The organism is uncultured Caulobacter sp. (assembly GCF_947036865.1).
In the GTDB taxonomy this organism is placed as follows: Bacteria; Pseudomonadota; Alphaproteobacteria; order Caulobacterales; family Caulobacteraceae; genus Caulobacter.
Genome location: NZ_CAMQSF010000028.1, coordinates 31,142 through 48,090 on the forward strand (window position 1 = coordinate 31,142; position 16,949 = coordinate 48,090).

The following is a 16,949-nucleotide window of genomic DNA, read 5'->3' on the forward strand; positions in this document are numbered from 1 at the left end:
CAAGAGGCTGTTTTCAATGGGCTTTTATTGGACGACAGAGTCCAAGATACGCCTGCTTAGAAGATCGAGTATCCGCCGTCGATGACGATCGTCGTTCCGGAGTGATAGCTGGAGGCGTCCGAGGCCAGATAGACGGCCATGCCGCCGAAGTCCTCGGGCTCGCCCCAGCGACGGGCCGGAACGCGCGGGATGACCTTCTCGGCGAAGGCCGAATTGGCCTGGGCGCCGGCCGTCATGTCGGTGGCGATCCAGCCCGGCAGGATGGCGTTGGCCCGCACGCCATAGCGGGCGTGCTCGACGGCCACCGACTTGATCATCGAGATCACCGCGCCCTTGGTGGCGGCATAGGCCTCGTTGCGGGCCGCACCCTCGATGGCGGCCAGGGACGCGACCCCGACCAGCGAGCCGCCCGGATCGCCGGCCTTGGCCCGCTCGACCATGTGACGGCAGGCCTCGCGCAGGGTGAAGAACACGCCGTCCAGATTGACCGACAGCACCTTGCGATAGGTCTCGGTCTTCATCTCGACGAACGAGGGCGAGCCGTAGCCGATGCCGGCGTTGGCGAAGACGCTGTCGACCCGGCCCATGGCGGCGACGGCCTCTTCCATGCCCTCGGCGACCTGGGCCTCGTCGGACACGTCCACCGTCTGGGCCTTCACGCGGACGCCCAGGCCGGTGAGCTCCGTTTCGGCCGCCAGGTTGCGCTCGGCGTTCGAGCCCCAGATGACGATGTCGGCGCCGGCCTGCGCCATCGCCTTGGCCATGCCAAGGCCAATGCCGCGATTGCCGCCGGTCACCAGCGCGACCTTGCCCGACAGGTTGAACGGCGCGTAGGCCATGGCGTCTCTCCCAACGTTTGTTTGAAAGAGAGAGGGTGAAGCCACGCGGGTCAAGCCCTACCTTGTTCGCCTCCCTCGCGCCTAGGGTCCAGTGATCCGTCGGCATGACGCGTCGGAACAGGCGCGGCTTCAGCGGACGCTGGGAGCTCTCCGCCGGCCTGGGTCCTGGGCACAAGGCCCAGGAAGGCGGGAATTATCAGGCCTCCAAGACCCCAAACCGCTCATAGGCCTCGGCGATGACCCGTCGCGTCTCGTCCCATTCGACCAGGGCCATCGCCTCGTCGCGCGACACGAACCGGGCCTCGGCTGCGTCGTCGCCGGCCTGGGGCTCGCCGCTCAGCCAGCGAGCGGCGTAGTCGATCAGCACGTAATGACGGGTGATCTCTCCACCGGGCCGCGCCGGAAACACGCCGTCGACCACGTCGATCAGGCCAAGAAGCTCGGCCTCGACGCCGGTCTCCTCCTTCAGCTCGCGCAGGGCGGCCGCCTGCGCCGTCTCGCCCCACTCCAGCCGCCCGCCCGGCAGGCTCCACTGGTTGAGACGCGGCGGGGTCCCCCGCCGGATCAGCAGAACCTCGTCGCCCCGCAGACAGACCACCCCGACGGTCGGGACAGGATGGCTCATGGAAAGCCCACCTTCAGATCGACGCTGGAGCGCTGGCCGACGCAGGCGCCGCACTCGCCCAGCCAAGCCTCCGCCGCCGCGCGCCCCCGCTCCTTGAGGTCGGACAGGAAGCTCCATTCGGTGTTGAACTTGCTCGACAAGGAGAGATCCGCCAGCGGCTTGTCGGCGGTGATCGCGTGGACCAGCATCCGGCGGTAGCGCCCCCGGGCGTTGTCCTTCAGGAGACCCTCGTCCAGCAGCTTCTGCACGAAGCCGATCGCCCGCAGCTCCGAGGCCAGCGACGCGTTGAAGGTGATCTCGTTCAGCCGGTCCATGATCTCGCCGGGCGTCTTGGGCGTCTCCTCGCGGACGAACGGATTGAGGCTGACGATCAGGATGTCGTCGGGCGTGTCGTCGTAGAACAGCGGCCACAGCGGCGGATTGGCCAGGAAGCCGCCGTCCCAGTAGGGCTCGCCGTCGATCTCCACCGCCTGGAACACCTGCGGCAGGCACGCGCTGGCCATGATGTGGCGGGCCGTCAGCTCGGTCTCGCGGAAGATCGTCGACTTGCTGGTCCGCACCGCGGTGGCGGCGATGTAGAGCTTGATCGGGCTCCGCTCGCGGATCTGCTTGAAGGTGATCTCGGCTTCCAGCGTGTCGTGCAGCGGATTCAGATTGAAAGGGTTGAACTCGTAGGGGCTCAGCGACAGGGCGAAGGTCTCGGCCATCCGCCAGCCGGGGGTGTTCTTCCACCAGTCCACCCCGCCGGAGAAGGCGCTGGTCCAGATCGAGGTGTCGCCGAAGACGTTGCGCCCGCCGGCGCGGTTGACGTTTCGCCAGAACGACTCGAGCCGCTTTCGAGCGCCCTCGCGGCCATCGTCGATCAGGCCCTGGGCCAGGCAAACGGCGTTCATCGCCCCGGCCGAGGCGGCGGTGACGGCGCGGATCTCGAGTTCGTCTTCTTCGAGCAGGCGGTCCAGAACGCCCCACTCGAACGCCCCGTGGGCCCCGCCGCCCTGCAGGGCCAGGCTCAGGCCCTTGGGCCCCGACTTCTTCTTGGTGAACGGCGGAATGGGCATGCGAACTCCCGAAGGACCAGGCTCGCCTTCAGTAGCGCTTCCTCCCGGGCGCGTCTGTCGCCTTATTGCGCGACCCAGCCGCCGTCGATCTGGAAGGCCGCGCCGTTGGCCGAGGCCCCCGCGTCCGACACCAGATAGAGCAGCATGCCCGAGAGCTGGTCGAAGGTGACGAACTGCTTGGTCGGCTGGGCGGCCAGGATCACGTCCTTCATCACCGCCTCTTCGGAGATGCCGCGCGCCTTGGCCTGGTCGGCGATCTGGGCCTCGACCAGCGGGGTCTTCACGAAGCCCGGGCAGATGGCGTTGCAGGTGATCCCGTGCTCGGCGACCTCCAGGGCGACCGTCTTGGTCAGGCCCAGGATGCCGTGCTTGGCCGCCACATAGGCCGACTTGAACGGGGAGGCCACGAGGCCGTGGGCCGAGGCGATGTTAACGATCCGCCCGCGCCCTTGCTCCTTCATCACCGGCACGGCGGCCTTGGTGGCGTGGAAGGCGGAAGACAGGTTGATCGCGATGATCAGGTCCCACTTGTCGTCCGGGAAATCCTCGATCGGGGCCACGTGCTGGACGCCGGCGTTGTTGACCAGGATGTCCAGTTCGCCGAACTCGGCCTTGGCGGCCTTGACCATGTCGGCGATTTGATCGGGCTTGGTCATGTCGGCGCCGTGATAGAGCACCTCGACGCCGTGGGTTTGCGCCATCTCGGCCCGGGCCCGCTCGATGGCGTTCATTTCGCCGAGGCCGTTCATCACGATGTTGCAGCCCTGGGCGGCCAGGGCGTCGGCCAGGGCGTGACCGATGCCGCTGGTCGAACCGGTGACGATGGCGACCTGCCCCTGCAAACCGAAATCCACGGCCATGCGCTCGCTCCCGAAAAACGCCCTAATGCATTGCTGCGACGCAGCATATAGCTCGCCTTTGCGAAGGGCGAGCGCTTATTAAATTCATCGATAGATGAATTCAGGGCTGCGGGCGAGCGAAAACCCAGTCGGCCTGGGTCGAAAGCGAAGCTTGGAACCGATAGCCGTCCAGATCGAAGCCCTTCAGGCCCTCGGCGCGGTCGATCCGGTTGTCGATGGCGTAGCGCGCCATGCGCCCCCGCGCCTTCTTGGCGAAGAAGCCCAGCACGCGCAGCTCGCCGTGCTTCTCCTCCTTGAAGTGGCAGGTGACGACCGGCGACTTCAGCGCCTTGGCGTCGACGGCGCCGAAATATTCCTGGCTGGCCAGGTTCACCAGGGTCGGGTCCGCGTGGCCGTCCAGCGCCTGGTTCAGGGTCTTGGAGATCGTCTCGCCCCAGAAGTCGTAGAGATTGGCCCCGCGCTTGGTCTTCAGCCGCGTGCCCATCTCCAGCCGATAGGCTTGCAGCGCGTCGAACGGGCGCAGCACGCCATAGAGGCCCGACAGGATCCGCAGGTGATCTTGCGCCCACTCCAGGGATGGCCGGTCCAGCTCGCGGGCGGCGAGGCCCGCATAGACGTCGCCATTGAAGGCGATGATCGCCTGCAGCCCGTCCTCGACCTGCGGGTCAAAGGCCTGGAAGCGCTCGCGGTTCAGCTTGGCCAGGGCGTCGGAGATGTGCATCAGGCGCTTCAGGTCGGCGGCCGTCAGCTTGCGCGTCACCTTGGCCAGTTCGGCGATCTGGCTCTTAAGCTCGGGCGTGGTCAGCGGCAGCGCCTGGGCGGGCGCGGTGAAGTCCAGCGACTTGGCGGGCGAGATGACCATCAGCATGGCCGGGGAAATAGAGGGTTCGAGCGGGCTTCGCTAGCCGAAGGGCTCGACTATTCGCCCGCGGCGACCCGGGCGCGCATGTCTGCATAGGCGGCGGCCAGCAGAGCTCGCAGGGCGCCCTCGTCGACCGGCTGGCCCCGGCGCAGCTTGACGTGCCGCATCCGCTTGCCGGCGCCCTCCAGAAGCCCGATCGGATCCGGCAAGGCCGCGCCCGCGTAGAGGCCGATCGCGACATGCGCCTTGTGGGCGTCGACATAGGCGAAGGCGGCGTCTCCGACGCAGGCGGTCGGATGGCCGTCGTGCATCAGTTCGCGGACGTCGGGGCCGAGGTCGCGGATTCGCGCGAATCACGCGAGCGCCAGGGCTCTTAGCGGATCGTCGCCCAAGAACCAGGCCTCGACCCCGGGATCGCGCCGCATGGCGCCGGGGAAATGGAACAGCGCGCTCATGGTCCGAGCTTGCCAGCTTCACCGGGAATGTCGATTCACTTTCCATCCTGGAAAGTTTTTGCTTGCCAAGACGGAAAGTCATCGGCATGACTTTCCATCATGGAAAGCAAGGAGGTCGTCATGACCCGCGACGAGGACGCCCGGACGATGCTGGCCGAGATCGAGGCCGCGAAAGCCGATCTGGCCGAACGGGCTCGCGCGCCCGTCTGGTATCATCCGACCCTGGGCTTGCTGGCGGGGGGCATGGTGGCGATCCAGGGCCAGCCGTCCACGCTGAAGGTCGCCTATACGGGCCTGTTCGTGCTGGGCGTGGCGCTGCTGGTCCGCGCCTACAAGCGTCACACCGGCCTGTGGGTCGGCGGCTTCCGCGCCGGACGCACGCGCTGGGTGGCGATCGGCATGGCGGTGCTCATCGCGCTGTGCGGCTTCCTGGCGCTGTGGCTGGCGCGCCATCGCGGCATGTCCGAGGCGCCGCTGGTGTTCGGCGCGATCATCGCCGCGATCGTCACGGTCGCCGGCCACGTCTGGGAAGCGGCCTTCCGCGCCGACCTGCGCGACGGCGGTTCGCTTTGAGCGCTCAGCTCGACCCGGTGATCCACGCGCCCAATCGCCTGCAGATGTGCTGCATGCTGGCGCCGGTGGACACCATCGACTTCGCGACCGTCCGCGAGGCGCTGGACGTGTCGGAATCGGTGCTGTCCAAGCACGTCAAGACGCTGGAGGACGCCGGCTATCTGAAGGTCCGCAAGGCCGCGTCGGGCGGTCGCCAGCGCACCTGGCTGTCGCTGAGCAGCGCCGGCCGCAAGGCGCTGAAGGCGCATCTGGCCGCGCTGAAGGCGATGATCGCCGGGGTGCCGGAGGCATAGCGGGACAAGACGCCTGCGGAGCCTCCAGCCGTCATGCTAGCTTGGCCTTTCGCAAGAGGGGCCAAGGGCATGAAGAGCGCATTTCCGACGAGTTTGTTTCTCGCGGCTGTCGTCTCCGGCGGCGCGAGCGCGCAGGCGATTCCGTCACGCACGCCGCTGGCGACCATCCCCATCGCGCCTAGCAAGACGGTCACCCGCGTCGAGACGACACGCGTGGACTTCGCGCCCGGCCAGGCGATGCCTCGGCACAAGCACACCGTTCCGGTGATCTGCCTCGTCAGCCACGGCGCGTTCCGCGTGAAGATCGGCGACGCGCCCGAACGCCTGGTCGGGCTTGGCGAAGTCACCTATGAGCCGCCGGAGGTGGTCGTCGGCTACTTCCGCAACAGCTCGAACACGGACACCGCTCAGCTGACCTGCAACGCGTTGGCGGGCGACGCGGACAAGACCCTGAACGTCATGCTGCCCGAGCGGTGATCCGAGGGCGTGTTTTGATCGCCCCCCGCTAGAACAGCACCCTGGGGTTCATGATCCGCCGCGGATCCAGGGCCTGGCGGATCGCCCGCAGGGCCGCGACCTCGACCGGGTCCTTGTAGGTCAGGGCCTCGGCCGTCTTCATGGCCCCCAGGCCGTGCTCGGCGCTGATCGAGCCCGAGAAGGTCGCGGTGATGTCGTGGACGATGCGGGCGCCCTTCTCGCGCAGGGCGTCGTGGGCGTCGTCGTCGCCGCCGACCGGCTTGAGGACGTCGTAGTGAACATTGCCGTCGCCGACGTGGCCGAAGGCGATGATGCGCACGCCGGGAAAGGCGCTCTCCAGGGCGGCGTCGGCCTGGCCGATGAAGTCGGGGATCTTCGAGACCGGCACCGAGACGTCGTGCTTCCAGACCGCGCCTTCCGGCTTCTGTCCCGCCGAGTGGCCTTCGCGGATCTGCCAGAAGGCCTTCATCTGGGTTTCGGTCTGGGCGACGGCCGCGTCGGCGATCAGGCCCGCTTCCAGAGCCTTGGTCAGCAGCCGCTCCAGCGCCGCCTCGGCCGCGCCCGGCTCTCCGCTGGCGATCTCGATCAGCACGTACCACGGGTGCTCGGTCGGCAGCGGATCGCGCAGGCCCGGCACGTTGCGGACGGTCAGGGCGAAGCCGAGCAAGCTCATCAGCTCGAAGGCCTCGACCGCGCCGCCGGTCTCGTCCTTGGCTCGCGCCAGCAGCTGGATCGCGGCGGCGGGCGAAGCCAGGCCGACGATGGCCACGGCCCGCGAGGCGAGCGGCGCGTGCAGCTTCAGCGAGGCGGCGGTGACGATCCCCAGCGTGCCCTCGGCCCCGATCAGGAGCTGCTTGAGATCGTAGCCGGTATTGTCCTTGCGCAGGCGCTTGAGGCCGTTCCAGACCTCGCCGTTCGGCAGCACCGCCTCGATCCCCAGCACCTGCTCGCGCATCATGCCATAGCGCAGCACCGCGGTGCCGCCGGCGTTGGTCGAGATCAGGCCGCCGATCGTGCACGAGCCCTCCGAGGCCACGCCCACCGTGAAGCGGCGACCGACCCGGGCCGCCTGCCGGTGAGCCTCGTACAAGGTGACGCCGGCCTCCAGCACCATGGCGTCGTCGATAGGATCGACGTCGCGGATCGCCTTCAGCTTCTGGGTGGACAGCAGGATCTCGCCGCGCGGAATCTGGCCGGCGACGAGACCGGTATTGCCGCCCTGCGGGGTGATCGCCACGCCCTCGGCGGCGCAGATCCCGACCACGGCCGCGACCTCGGCGGTCGAGCGCGGGGTGACCAGCAGCGGCGTCTCGCCGACCCAGCGGCCGCGCCATTCGACCAGATGCGGCGCGATCACATCCGGATCCTGGCTCCAGCCGCCCTCGCCGAGCACGGCTTTCAGGCGGGAGACGACATCGGCGGGGACGGGCTTGGTCATGGGCGGAGGATAAGCTTCCGGGGCGGTCGCTGTCAGTATATACTCGCGTCTATACGGAGGCGCTCCATGGGCATCCTGATCAAGAACCCCGAAGCCGAGCGCGCCGTGCGGGAGTTGGCGGCCCTGACTGGCGAGAGCCTCACGACCGCGATCGAGGTCGCGGTGAAGGAACGGCTCGCGACCAAGCGCGCCGAGGCCCCGCCTCGCCGCCGGCGGAGCGCCGAGGAGATGAAGGCGATCACGCGGAAATACCTCACTCCCGAGGCGCGGGCGGGACTCATCCCCCCGATCACGAAGGCGGATTTCGACGAGCTCAACTTCATCCCGGGCCTGGACGATCTCGAGCAGTGAAACTGGTTGTGGACACCTCGGCGCTGGTGGCCATCGCGCTCGAAGAGGCCGAATGCGACGCCTTCATCGACGCGCTCGAGGCCGCCGAAGAGCCGGTGATGTCCCCCATGACCTATGTCGAGCTTGGCATCGTGCTTTTGGGGCGCGAGATCACCTTGTCGCAGGAGGACCTCGACGACTGGCTGGGCATGTACCGCGTCTCCGTCGCGCGGGAGCCGGTCATCGACCGCGCCGCGCTGGACGCCTTTGTGCGGTACGGCAAGGGCCGGCATCCGGCGCGCTTGAACCTCTCGGACTGCTTCGCCTATGCCCTGGCCAAGGCGCTGGACGCGCCGTTGCTCTACAAGGGCGACGACTTCTCACAGACCGACGTACGCGCGGCGATCTAGCCGACAAAGCCCGCCGCGCGGCGCAGGCGGTCGTTGATCGCCTCGCCGAGGCCCTCGTCGGGGATCGCGGCGACGGCGATGGCGCGGGGGCGCAGGCGGTCGGCGGCGCGCAGATAGGAAAAGAGATTGGCGGCGGCCTCGGCCAGGTCCCCGGACGGGCTGAGATTGAACACGTTCGCCCCGCCGCGCGGCCACGCGCCGAACGCCAGATAGGCCTCGCCGGGCTCGGGCGAGGCGGCGTTGATCCGCACCGGCGCGTCGGGCGCGTAGTGCAGGGCCAGCCGGCCCGGCGAGCGCTTGGCGTCGTCCTCGGCCTCGGCCAGGGGGCCCACGATCGCCGTCAGTTGGGCGCGGGTCACCGCGCCGGGCCGCAACAGCCGGACCTCGCCGGCGAGCACCGAGACCACGGTCGATTCAAGGCCGACCGCGCAAGGCCCGCCGTCGAGCGCGGCGGCGGCCTTGTCGCCCGTCTCGGCGACGGCGTCGGGAAAGGTGGTGGGGCTCGGTCGGCCCGACCGGTTGGCCGACGGCGCGACGACGGGACCGCCGAACGCCTCCAGCACGGCGCGCGATAGGGGATGGCCCGGCACGCGGATCGCCACGGTGTCGAGCCCGGCCCGCGCGAGGTCGCAGACGGCGGCGGCGTCCCGGATCGGCGCGACGATCGTCAGCGGCCCTGGCCAGAATTCCCGGGCCAGAGCCAGGGCGCGGTCGTCCAGCGCGGCGACCTGGCGGGCCGCGTCCAGATCGGCGACATGAGCGATCAAGGGGTTGAAGCGCGGCCGGCCCTTGGCCTCGAAGATCGAGGCGACCGCCGCCGGGTTGGCGGCGTCCGCGCCGAGGCCGTAGACGGTCTCGGTCGGCAGGATGACGAGCGCGCCTTCGCGCAACGCCTTGGCGGCGTGGTCTATTTCCGCTTGGCGGTCAGCGAGACGCTGACCTTCACCTTGCCCGCGATTTGATCCGTCGACGCCCATTCGCCCTGTCCAACCCCGAACATGGTCCGGTCGAGGGTGGTTACACCGCGCGCGGTCGCGCTGTCGCCGTCGATCTTCAGCGAGAACGGCAGGCTGAGCGGCTTCCGCACCCCGCGCAGATCCAGCGTCCCGTCGGCGACGAACTTGCCTTCGCCGGTCTTGCGGAACTTGGTCGCGGTGAAGACAGCCTTCGGATGGTCGGCGGCGTCGAAGAAGTCGCCGCCGGGCAGGCTGGCGTCGCGCTGGTCGTCCCCCGTCTTGGCCGAGGCCATGTCCACGCTGACGGTCAGCTTCGAGCGGTCCAGCGCCTCGGGCGAAAACAGGATATCGGCGGTCCAGCGGGTGAACTGGCCCTCGATGGCGTTACCCGACCAGCTGGCGGCGAAGCCCAAGGTCGAGCCCTTCTGGACGCTCCAGGCGACCGGGTCCTTCAAAGCGGGCGCGGTCGGAGCGGCGGGCGCGGCCGTGTCGGCGGGCGTGGGCTGCACGGGCTTGGTCTGGGCGGGGCTCTCGACGGGCGCCGGTTCGGCGGCGGTCGGCGGCGGCGGGGCTGCCTTGATCTTGACCGCGAAGCTGCCGTCGACCGTGCGGTCGAAGCCGGCGGCGGCCAGCCACGCGCGGGGCTCCCGCCAGCCCGGCCGCGCGCCCGGCGCCATATGGGCCAGCACGGCGTCGCGGTCGAGGATCTGGTGCTTGGCCACCGCGCCCAGGTGCAGGGCCAGGAGGACATAGGTCAGCTTGACCAGCACGCCGTGCCCCAGTTCGCCGACCTCGTGCCAGAGGTGCTTGGGCCCCGCGGCCAGTTCCGGCAGCCCCGGGATGTGGGGCCACGGGATCACTCCATAGAGCAGGGTCGGGATCGTCACCCGGCTGGCCGAAACCATGATCCAGCCCGTCAACGGCAGGCCGATCATGATCACATAGAACAGAAGATGGACGGTCTTCGAGGCGATCCGCTCCCAACGGGGCTGATCCTCCGGACCTAGCGGCGCCGGATTGACCAGCCGCCAGGCCAGGCGCGCCAGGCTCAGCAGCAGGATCGTGATGCCGATCGACTTGTGCAGCTGGAACAGGGCGAAGGTGGTCGGCGACCCCTTCGGCCCGTCGCCCATGCGCCAGCCGACGATGACCTGGAAGACGATGGTCGCGGCGATCAGCCAGTGAAGGATGATCGCCACCGTCGTGTACTGCGTCCGGTTCGCGGCCATGCGGATCTCCCAGGTCGGTTGGCGAAAGCCTTACTTCTTTTGGAACTCGACTTCGATGTTCAGCGTCACGTCGTCGCCGACCAGCGGCACATATTTGCTCACGCCGAACTCCGAGCGTTTGATCGTGGTCACGGCCGAGAAGCCGGCGCGGGTGGTCAGCGGGTTCATGCCCGGACCCGACCCGTTGAAGGTCACGTCCAGAACGACCGGCTTGGTCACGCCATGGAAGGTCAGGTCGCCCGTGACCTTTCCGTGCTGACCGTCGCCGACGTCGATGGCGGTCGAGACGAAGGTGATGGTCGGGTACTTGTTGGCTTCCAGCCAGCCGTCGCCGATCAGTTCCTTGTTGAACTTCAGGCCGAACTCGTCGGCGCCGGTCGAGGTGTCGAGCGAGGCCGGATCCACCGTGACGGACAGCTTGGCGGCCGTCGGCTGGGCGGGATCATAGGTGTACTCGGCGTCCAGCTTGGTGAAGCGCAGGGTGTAGTTCGACAGGCCCATGTGCCTGAGCTTGGCGGTCAGCGCCGCGTGGGTCTTGTCGAGAACATAGCGGCCGGCCGGCATCTTGGCCGGATCGGTCGACGGCGCGGCATAGGCGGCCGGCGCGGTCAGCAGGGCCGCGGCGAGGGCGGCGTAGGCGAGAGGACGATACATCGTGGGCTCCGAAAATTAAAACAGCACCGGTTACGGATCCACGACTTAGGAACTCCACCATGGAGTTGAAGGGCATAGTGATCACGACCGCGTGATTTCTCGGATTAAGGGGGCGTCGGCTTGGTGGCGCGGCGTCCCGGGCTTAAAGGGAGGCCGTGTTTTTGGAGTTCCCGGCCATGACCTATCGCGCGCCCCTCCGCGATCTCGCCTTCTCGCTGCGCCACGCGGCGGACTTCGAGCGACTGGCGGGGGCCTTCCCGGACGCGGACGCCGACACCGTGTCGGCGGTGCTGGAGGCGGCCGGCGCCTTCGCGGCCGAGGTGCTGGCGCCGTTGAACCGCCAGGGCGACCGGGTCGGCGCCCAGCTGGAAAATGGCGTGGTGCGGACCGCGCCCGGCTTCGCCGAGGCCTATAAGGCGTTCGCCAAGGGCGGCTGGACCAGCCTGGCCGCCCCCGCGTCGCAAGGCGGCCAGGGCTTGCCCAAGACGCTGGAGGTGGCGGTCATGGAGATGGTCCAGGCCGCCAACATGGCCTTCGGCCTCTGCCCGATGCTGAGCCTCGGCGCGATAGAGGCGCTGGAACTGTGCGGCTCGCCCGGACAGAAGGCCAAGTACCTGCCCCGGTTGGTGTCCGGCGAATGGACCGGCACCATGAACCTGACCGAGCCGCAGGCCGGCTCGGACCTGGCGGCCCTGACCACCCTGGCCACGCCCGACGGCGACGGCGGCTGGCGGATCACCGGGCAGAAGATCTACATCACCTGGGGCGACCACGACGCGGCCGACAACATCATCCACCTGGTGCTGGCCCGCACGCCGGACGCGCCCCCGGGTGTCAAGGGCATTTCGCTGTTCCTGGCGCCCAAGGTGCTGGTCGGCGAGGACGGCGCGCTGGGCGAGGCCAACGCGCTGCGGGTCGGCGGGCTGGAGCACAAGCTGGGCATTCACGGCTCGCCCACCTGCGTCATGCTGTTCGAGGGCGCCAAGGCCGAACTGGTCGGCGAACTGGGCCAAGGCTTGCCCAACATGTTCGTGATGATGAACGCCGCCCGCCTGCAGGTGGGCATGCAGGGCGTGGCCATCGCCGAGCGGGCCTATCAGCAAGCGCTGGCCTTCGCCCAGGAGCGCGCCCAAGGGCGGTCGGCGTGGACAGGCGCCTATCCCGCGCGGCTGTTCGACCATCCGGACGTGCGCCGCTCGCTCGTGCTGATGAAGGCCCATATCGAGGCCGCGCGTGGGATCTGCCTGTCGACCGCCGTCGCCGCCGACCTGGCTCGCGCCGCGCCGGACGAAACGACGCGGACGGCCGCCAAGCTGCGCGAGGAGCTCTTGACCCCCATCGCCAAGGCCTGGTCGACCGACATCGGCGTGATGGTCGCCTCGATGGGCGTCCAGATCCACGGCGGCATGGGCTTCATCGAGGAGACGGGCGCGGCCCAGCACTATCGCGACGCCCGCATCGCGCCGATCTACGAGGGCACGAACGGCATCCAGGCCATCGACCTCGTGGGCCGCAAGCTTTCGATGGGCGAGGGCCAGGCGGTGGCCGACCTGATGGACGACATCCGCGATACCATCGACGCCCTGCTGGCCTCCGATCTCAAGGCGGTCGGCCTGCGCCTGGCGGCGGCCCTCGACGCGGCGGCCAACGCCACCGCCTGGCTCGTCGAGCGCCGGGCCAAGGCTATGCCCGACGCGCTGTCGGGGGCGACGGCCTATCTGAAGCTGCTGGGCGACGTGGTCGGCGGCTGGATGCTCGCCAAGGGCGCCCTGGCCGCCGCGGGCGAAGCCGACGCGGCCTGGGCCGAGAGCAAGAGGGTCCTGGCGCGGGTGTTCGCCGAGAGCGTACTGGCCCAGGTCCCGGGCGCGGCGGCGGCGGTCATGCTGGGCGCGGCGGATCTGGAGGCGATGACGCCCGAGGTGCTGGGGGCCTGAGCCCTCCCACACCAACGGCCGTCATCCCGCGCTTCATGCGCGGGACCCATTTGTCCGCCGCGAGTGCGGAACAAGATCAAGCTCCGACGCGAAAGCTGAGCCATGGGTCCCGCGCACAAGGCGCGGGATGACGGGTAGGGTGGGAGCCCGACCTACGCCTTGAAGAACGCCAGCAGGTCCTTGTTGATGATCTCCGGATGGGTCGAGGCCATGCCGTGCGGCAGGCCCGGATACGTCTTCAGCGTGCCCTTCTTGACCAGCTTGATGGCCAGCTGGGCGCTGTCGGCGATCGGGACGATCTGGTCGTCCTCGCCGTGCATGATCAGCACCGGAACCTCGACCTTCTTCAGATCCGCCGTGAAGTCGGTCTCGGAGAACGCCTTGATGCAGTCGTAATGGGCCTTGGCGCCGCCCATCATGCCCTGGCGCCACCAGTTGTCGATCAGACCCTGGCTGACCTTGGCGCCCGGCCGGTTGAAGCCGAAGAACGGACCTTCCGGAACGTCGCGGAAGAACTGGGCGCGGTTGGCGACCAGGGCGGCGCGGAAGCCGTCGAACACCTCGATCGGCAGGCCGCCCGGGTTCTTGGCCGACTTGACCATGATCGGCGGCACGGCCCCGATCAGCACGACCTTGGCGACGCGGCCCGGCTTGGCGCGGGCGGCGTAGTGGATCGCCTCGCCGCCGCCGGTCGAGTGGCCGACGTGGATGGCGTTCTTCAGGTCGAGGTGATCGGTCAGGGCGATGACGTCGGCGGCGTAGGTGTCCATCTCGTTGCCGGTGTCGGTCTGGGTGGACCGGCCATGGCCGCGACGGTCGTGAGCGATGACGCGGTAGCCCTGCAGCAGAAAGAACATCATCTGGGCGTCCCAATCGTCGGCCGACAGCGGCCAGCCGTGGTGGAACACGATGGGCTGGGCGGTCGCGGGACCCCAGTCCTTGTAGAAGATCTGGACGCCGTCCTTGGTGGTGACGAAGCCGCTCTGCGCGCGCGCGGCATGCGCCGGGTTAGGCTTGCCGCCCGACTTCGCGGCGGCGGGGGCGGCGGCTTGGGCGGCGGCGAGCGGCAGGGCGGCGGCGGCCAGACCGATGCCAGCGGTCATCACGCCTCGGCGGGAAGCTTGGTTCGACGAACTCATGATCTGTCCCTCATGTTTCATATCGCGATAACGATTATCGCGATAGCTTCACCATGGCCCCAAAGCGGGTGCGAGTCCAGTGAATTATTTATCGCGATATCAATTTCTGTGGTAACGAGATCGTGTGCTCAACGGAGACCTCGCGTGGCCCGCCCTCTGGACCAACAGATCTGCTTCACGCTCTACGCCACCAGCATGGCGATCAACCGTCTGTACAAGCCCATGCTGGACGCGTTGGGCCTGACCTATCCGCAGTATCTGGTGCTGAGCGTGCTGGGCGAGGCGGGCGACTTGACGGTCGGCGGGATCGCCGGACGGCTGGACCTGGAATCCAGCACGGTGACGCCGCTGGTCAAGCGGCTGGAGGCGGCGGGGCTGGTCGCCCGGCGTCGCGGCCTGGAGGACGAGCGCAAGGTCGAGGTGACGATGACCGACGCCGGCCGCGCCCTGCTTGAACGCTCCGCCTGCCTCGGCGACACGCTGCTGGCCCAGTCCGGCCTGACGCCGACCGATCTCGAGGCGCTGAACAAGCGGGTCCAGGCGCTGCACGGCGCGATCCTGGAGCGCTGAAACGACAAAGGCGCCGCCTCGCGGCGACGCCTGTCACGAACGGCTGGGCGAAGGCCTTACAGCTGTTCCAGCATGTACTCGGCCGACGAGACCTTGAACTGGCCGGCGTCCTCGATGTTCAGCTGGGTGACGACGCCGTCCTTGGCGATCAGCGAATAGCGCTGCGAGCGCGCGCCCATGCCGAACTTGCTGCCGTCGAAGTCCAGGCCCACCGCGCGGGTGAAGTCGCCGTTGCCGTCGGCCAGCAGCAGGACCTCGCCGTCGATTCCTTGATCCTTGCCCCAGGCCTTCATCACGAACACGTCGTTGACCGAGACGCAGGCGATCGTGTCGACGCCCTTGGCCTTCAGGTCGGCCGCGTGATCCTTGAAGCCCGGCAGGTGCTTGGCAGAGCAGGTCGGGGTGAAGGCGCCGGGCACCGCGAACAGGGCGACGGTCTTGCCCTTGAAGATGTCGTCGGTGGTGATCGGGGCCGGCCCCTCGGCCGTGCTGGTCATGAAAGTCGCCGCGGGCAGCGTGTCGCCAACCTGGATCGCCATGGGCCGTGTTTCCTCGTCTGGGGGTGAGTGGCGCGCCTCGAATAGCCCTCGCCGGGCCGGCCGCCAAGCGCCCTGTCGCGCGCGGCTCTTTTCAATATGCCGACTTGAAACCGCCACGCCGAAGGCCAATGCTCCCTCCATGGCCAGATTGATCGACGATCCCGAGAGCGACTTCCTGACCGGGCGACTTCTGGTCGCCATGCCGGGCATCGAGGACCCGCGTTTCGAGCGGACGGTGCTCTATCTGTGCGCCCACGACGAGGAGCAGGCGATGGGCCTGGCGGTCAACCGCCCGGTCGAGGGCCTCACCGTGTTCGAGCTCCTGGAGCGTCTTGGCGTCAAGTCGGAGATCCAGGCTCCCAGCGATCTCGTCCTGCTGGGCGGCCCGCTGGAGCGCGAGCGGGGCTTCGTCCTGCATACCGACGACTTCACCTCGCCGGACTCGACGCTGCCGGTGGCCGACGGCGTGGGCCTGACCGCCACCCGCGACGCGCTGGACGCCATGGCCAGCCCCCTCGCCCGCCCGCGCAAGGCGATCCTGGCCCTCGGCTACGCCGGCTGGGGCCCTGGGCAGCTGGAGCAGGAGCTGCGCGACAATGTCTGGCTGATCTGCGACGCCGACGAGGGCCTGCTGTTCGACGAGGACCACGCGCACAAGTGGACCCGGGCCCTGGCCAAGCTGGGGATCACGGCGGACCACCTGTCGGCGACGGCGGGACGGGCTTAGATCTAGAAATCCTCTCCCCGAGGGAGAGGTGTCGGCGCGGCCGACGGAGAGGAAACCAGCAGGTTCAGCAGGACCTCCCCCACCGGCGCTTCGCGCCCCCCTCCGCTAGGGGAAGGATGGGGAATCAGCCCCGCGCCTTCACCGGGGCGGCGCCGTCGACATAGGCCTCGTTCAGATAGACCTCGGCCTCCTGCGGCGACAGGGCCGGCGCGTAGCCGAAGCCCTGGCCGTAGTCGCAGCCCAGCGCTTGCAGGGCGCGGGCCATCTCGGCGTTCTCGACGCCCTCGGCCACCACCTCGAGATCGAGGTCCTGGCCGAGCTTGACGACCGAGCGGACGATCTTGGCCGAGCCGGCGTTGGTGCCCATGGTGCGGACGAAGTAGCGGTCGATCTTGAGCGTGTCGAACGGCAGGCGCGTCAGGTACGACAGCGACGAGAAGCCGGTGCCGAAGTCGTCCAGCGCCAGGCCCGCGCCCGCTTCGCGCAGGGTCTTCAGGATCACGGCGGCCCGCTCGGGATCGCGCATGATGTCGCTTTCGGTGACTTCCAGCTTCAGGGCGCCGCGCGGCAGGCGGTTGACGCGCAGGGTCTCGGCGACGTCCGCCACCAGGCCCGGCCGGTCGATCTCGCCGGTCGAGAGATTGACGCTGACGGTCAGGGCGCCCATGGCCGGGTGGCAGTCGCGCCAGGTGGCCAGCTGCTGAGCGGCGGCGTGCATCATGTGCGCGCCCAGCTCGCTCATCAGACCCATTTCCTCGATCAGCGGCAGGAACTCGTCCGGCGGCAGCATGCCTCGGCGCGGATGGATCCAGCGCGCCAGGGCCTCGAAGCCCGACAGGGCGCCGGTCGACAGGCGCACGATCGGCTGGAAATAGGGCGTGATCTCGCCGCGACCGATGGCGCCGCGCAGGTCGGCCTCCAGCGCCAGGCGCGACAGGCCGTCGGTCTCCATCGAGCGGCCGTAGGCGGCGGCCCCGCCTC

General features: G+C 68.8%; 21 protein-coding genes. 8 read left to right on the plus strand and 13 right to left on the minus strand.

Going from position 1 to position 16,949, the window contains the following annotated elements; translation table 11 throughout:
- Positions 1-56: 56 nt before the first annotated feature.
- The 6 genes from Q0V34_RS14520 to Q0V34_RS14545 all read right to left on the minus strand — a co-directional run bounded on the left by Q0V34_RS14520 (position 57) and on the right by Q0V34_RS14545 (position 4,588).
- Positions 57-839 (minus strand): SDR family oxidoreductase, encoded by a 783-nt coding sequence (locus tag Q0V34_RS14520; RefSeq protein WP_297513100.1) that lies wholly within the window; start codon positions 837-839, stop codon positions 57-59.
- A gap of 196 nt (positions 840-1,035) precedes the next feature.
- On the minus strand, positions 1,036-1,464 hold the full coding sequence (locus tag Q0V34_RS14525; protein ID WP_297513102.1) for an NUDIX hydrolase: 429 nt from the start codon (positions 1,462-1,464) through the stop codon (positions 1,036-1,038).
- On the minus strand, positions 1,461-2,522 hold the full coding sequence (locus Q0V34_RS14530) for a patatin-like phospholipase family protein (RefSeq protein WP_297513104.1): 1,062 nt from the start codon (positions 2,520-2,522) through the stop codon (positions 1,461-1,463). The genes Q0V34_RS14525 and Q0V34_RS14530 overlap by 4 nt, the downstream gene beginning before the upstream one ends.
- Before the next feature lie 62 nt (positions 2,523-2,584).
- Entirely contained in the window at positions 2,585-3,382 is a 798-nt protein-coding gene (locus Q0V34_RS14535; protein ID WP_297513106.1) for a 3-hydroxybutyrate dehydrogenase, read from the minus strand.
- A 100-nt stretch (positions 3,383-3,482) separates the two neighbouring features.
- A complete protein-coding gene (yaaA, locus tag Q0V34_RS14540) occupies positions 3,483-4,250 on the minus strand; it encodes a peroxide stress protein YaaA (RefSeq protein WP_297513108.1) in 768 nt (255 codons plus the stop codon).
- Between the two features lie 50 nt (positions 4,251-4,300).
- On the minus strand, positions 4,301-4,588 hold the full coding sequence (locus Q0V34_RS14545; RefSeq protein ID WP_297513141.1) for a DUF1801 domain-containing protein: 288 nt from the start codon (positions 4,586-4,588) through the stop codon (positions 4,301-4,303).
- 231 nt (positions 4,589-4,819) lie between these two features.
- Here Q0V34_RS14545 and Q0V34_RS14550 point away from each other — a divergent pair, with 231 nt between their 5' ends.
- From Q0V34_RS14550 to Q0V34_RS14560, 3 genes are all read left to right on the plus strand, one after another.
- Positions 4,820-5,272 (plus strand): hypothetical protein, encoded by a 453-nt coding sequence (locus tag Q0V34_RS14550; protein WP_297513111.1) that lies wholly within the window; start codon positions 4,820-4,822, stop codon positions 5,270-5,272.
- Entirely contained in the window at positions 5,269-5,565 is a 297-nt protein-coding gene (locus Q0V34_RS14555) for a transcriptional regulator (protein WP_297513113.1), read from the plus strand. The genes Q0V34_RS14550 and Q0V34_RS14555 overlap by 4 nt, the downstream gene beginning before the upstream one ends.
- Positions 5,566-5,634: 69 nt before the next feature.
- A complete protein-coding gene (locus Q0V34_RS14560) occupies positions 5,635-6,042 on the plus strand; it encodes a hypothetical protein (protein WP_297513115.1) in 408 nt (135 codons plus the stop codon).
- Between the two features lie 28 nt (positions 6,043-6,070).
- Here Q0V34_RS14560 and Q0V34_RS14565 read toward each other — a convergent pair whose 3' ends face one another.
- Entirely contained in the window at positions 6,071-7,480 is a 1,410-nt protein-coding gene (locus Q0V34_RS14565; RefSeq protein ID WP_297513117.1) for an FAD-binding oxidoreductase, read from the minus strand.
- 66 nt (positions 7,481-7,546) lie between these two features.
- On the opposite strand from Q0V34_RS14565, the gene Q0V34_RS14570 reads away from it, so the two are divergent.
- Entirely contained in the window at positions 7,547-7,831 is a 285-nt protein-coding gene (locus Q0V34_RS14570; RefSeq protein ID WP_297513118.1) for a type II toxin-antitoxin system VapB family antitoxin, read from the plus strand.
- The gene (locus Q0V34_RS14575) at positions 7,828-8,220 is read left to right on the plus strand and encodes a type II toxin-antitoxin system VapC family toxin (RefSeq protein ID WP_297513120.1); all 393 of its coding nucleotides are present in this window, start codon (positions 7,828-7,830) and stop codon (positions 8,218-8,220) included. The genes Q0V34_RS14570 and Q0V34_RS14575 overlap by 4 nt, the downstream gene beginning before the upstream one ends.
- Here Q0V34_RS14575 and Q0V34_RS14580 read toward each other — a convergent pair.
- Genes Q0V34_RS14580 through Q0V34_RS14590 form a run of 3 tightly spaced genes read right to left on the minus strand, consistent with a single transcriptional unit; the run spans position 8,217 to position 11,059 of the window.
- Positions 8,217-9,197 carry an L-threonylcarbamoyladenylate synthase gene (locus Q0V34_RS14580; RefSeq protein ID WP_297513122.1) on the minus strand — a complete coding sequence of 327 codons (981 nt, stop codon included), beginning with the start codon at positions 9,195-9,197 and terminating at the stop codon, positions 8,217-8,219. The two genes, Q0V34_RS14575 and Q0V34_RS14580, sit on opposite strands and share 4 nt — an antisense overlap.
- Complete coding sequence (locus Q0V34_RS14585; RefSeq protein ID WP_297513124.1) at positions 9,128-10,405, minus strand: YceI family protein; 1,278 nt, start codon at positions 10,403-10,405, stop codon at positions 9,128-9,130. The genes Q0V34_RS14580 and Q0V34_RS14585 overlap by 70 nt, the downstream gene beginning before the upstream one ends.
- A gap of 30 nt (positions 10,406-10,435) precedes the next feature.
- Positions 10,436-11,059, minus strand: coding sequence for a YceI family protein (locus Q0V34_RS14590; protein WP_297513126.1), 624 nt, complete (start codon positions 11,057-11,059; stop codon positions 10,436-10,438).
- A 176-nt stretch (positions 11,060-11,235) separates the two neighbouring features.
- Here Q0V34_RS14590 and Q0V34_RS14595 point away from each other — a divergent pair, with 176 nt between their 5' ends.
- The gene (locus tag Q0V34_RS14595; RefSeq protein ID WP_297513127.1) at positions 11,236-12,993 is read left to right on the plus strand and encodes an acyl-CoA dehydrogenase; all 1,758 of its coding nucleotides are present in this window, start codon (positions 11,236-11,238) and stop codon (positions 12,991-12,993) included.
- A 152-nt stretch (positions 12,994-13,145) separates the two neighbouring features.
- Here the strand turns inward: Q0V34_RS14595 and Q0V34_RS14600 are convergent, their stop codons facing one another.
- Complete coding sequence (locus tag Q0V34_RS14600; protein ID WP_297513129.1) at positions 13,146-14,132, minus strand: alpha/beta hydrolase; 987 nt, start codon at positions 14,130-14,132, stop codon at positions 13,146-13,148.
- Positions 14,133-14,276: 144 nt separating this feature from the next.
- Between Q0V34_RS14600 and Q0V34_RS14605 the strand changes: the two genes are divergently transcribed.
- A complete protein-coding gene (locus tag Q0V34_RS14605) occupies positions 14,277-14,702 on the plus strand; it encodes a MarR family winged helix-turn-helix transcriptional regulator (protein WP_297513131.1) in 426 nt (141 codons plus the stop codon).
- Between the two features lie 56 nt (positions 14,703-14,758).
- Here the strand turns inward: Q0V34_RS14605 and Q0V34_RS14610 are convergent, their stop codons facing one another.
- Positions 14,759-15,241: a peroxiredoxin gene (locus Q0V34_RS14610; protein WP_297513133.1), complete on the minus strand. Its 483-nt coding sequence runs from the start codon at positions 15,239-15,241 to the stop codon at positions 14,759-14,761.
- 139 nt (positions 15,242-15,380) lie between these two features.
- Here Q0V34_RS14610 and Q0V34_RS14615 point away from each other — a divergent pair, with 139 nt between their 5' ends.
- Positions 15,381-15,968 carry a YqgE/AlgH family protein gene (locus tag Q0V34_RS14615; protein WP_297513135.1) on the plus strand — a complete coding sequence of 196 codons (588 nt, stop codon included), beginning with the start codon at positions 15,381-15,383 and terminating at the stop codon, positions 15,966-15,968.
- 124 nt (positions 15,969-16,092) lie between these two features.
- On the opposite strand, the gene Q0V34_RS14620 is transcribed toward Q0V34_RS14615, so the two are convergent.
- The coding region (locus Q0V34_RS14620; RefSeq protein ID WP_297513137.1) for a bifunctional diguanylate cyclase/phosphodiesterase at positions 16,093-16,949 on the minus strand (857 nt) is incomplete at its 5' end.

Bases quoted from the DNA above. Each gene is read 5' to 3' on its own strand.
- Q0V34_RS14520 (WP_297513100.1), bottom strand. From the start codon at position 839: ATGGCCTACGCGCCGTTCAACCTGTCGGGCAAGGTCGCGCTGGTGACC.
- Q0V34_RS14525 (WP_297513102.1), bottom strand. From the start codon at position 1,464: ATGAGCCATCCTGTCCCGACCGTCGGGGTGGTCTGTCTGCGGGGCGAC.
- Q0V34_RS14530 (WP_297513104.1), bottom strand. From the start codon at position 2,522: ATGCCCATTCCGCCGTTCACCAAGAAGAAGTCGGGGCCCAAGGGCCTG.
- Q0V34_RS14535 (WP_297513106.1), bottom strand. From the start codon at position 3,382: ATGGCCGTGGATTTCGGTTTGCAGGGGCAGGTCGCCATCGTCACCGGT.
- yaaA (WP_297513108.1), bottom strand. From the start codon at position 4,250: ATGCTGATGGTCATCTCGCCCGCCAAGTCGCTGGACTTCACCGCGCCC.
- Q0V34_RS14550 (WP_297513111.1), top strand. From the start codon at position 4,820: ATGACCCGCGACGAGGACGCCCGGACGATGCTGGCCGAGATCGAGGCC.
- Q0V34_RS14560 (WP_297513115.1), top strand. From the start codon at position 5,635: ATGAAGAGCGCATTTCCGACGAGTTTGTTTCTCGCGGCTGTCGTCTCC.
- Q0V34_RS14565 (WP_297513117.1), bottom strand. From the start codon at position 7,480: ATGACCAAGCCCGTCCCCGCCGATGTCGTCTCCCGCCTGAAAGCCGTG.
- Q0V34_RS14570 (WP_297513118.1), top strand. From the start codon at position 7,547: ATGGGCATCCTGATCAAGAACCCCGAAGCCGAGCGCGCCGTGCGGGAG.
- Q0V34_RS14580 (WP_297513122.1), bottom strand. From the start codon at position 9,197: ATGGGCGTCGACGGATCAAATCGCGGGCAAGGTGAAGGTCAGCGTCTC.
- Q0V34_RS14585 (WP_297513124.1), bottom strand. From the start codon at position 10,405: ATGGCCGCGAACCGGACGCAGTACACGACGGTGGCGATCATCCTTCAC.
- Q0V34_RS14590 (WP_297513126.1), bottom strand. From the start codon at position 11,059: ATGTATCGTCCTCTCGCCTACGCCGCCCTCGCCGCGGCCCTGCTGACC.
- Q0V34_RS14595 (WP_297513127.1), top strand. From the start codon at position 11,236: ATGACCTATCGCGCGCCCCTCCGCGATCTCGCCTTCTCGCTGCGCCAC.
- Q0V34_RS14600 (WP_297513129.1), bottom strand. From the start codon at position 14,132: ATGAGTTCGTCGAACCAAGCTTCCCGCCGAGGCGTGATGACCGCTGGC.
- Q0V34_RS14610 (WP_297513133.1), bottom strand. From the start codon at position 15,241: ATGGCGATCCAGGTTGGCGACACGCTGCCCGCGGCGACTTTCATGACC.
- Q0V34_RS14615 (WP_297513135.1), top strand. From the start codon at position 15,381: ATGGCCAGATTGATCGACGATCCCGAGAGCGACTTCCTGACCGGGCGA.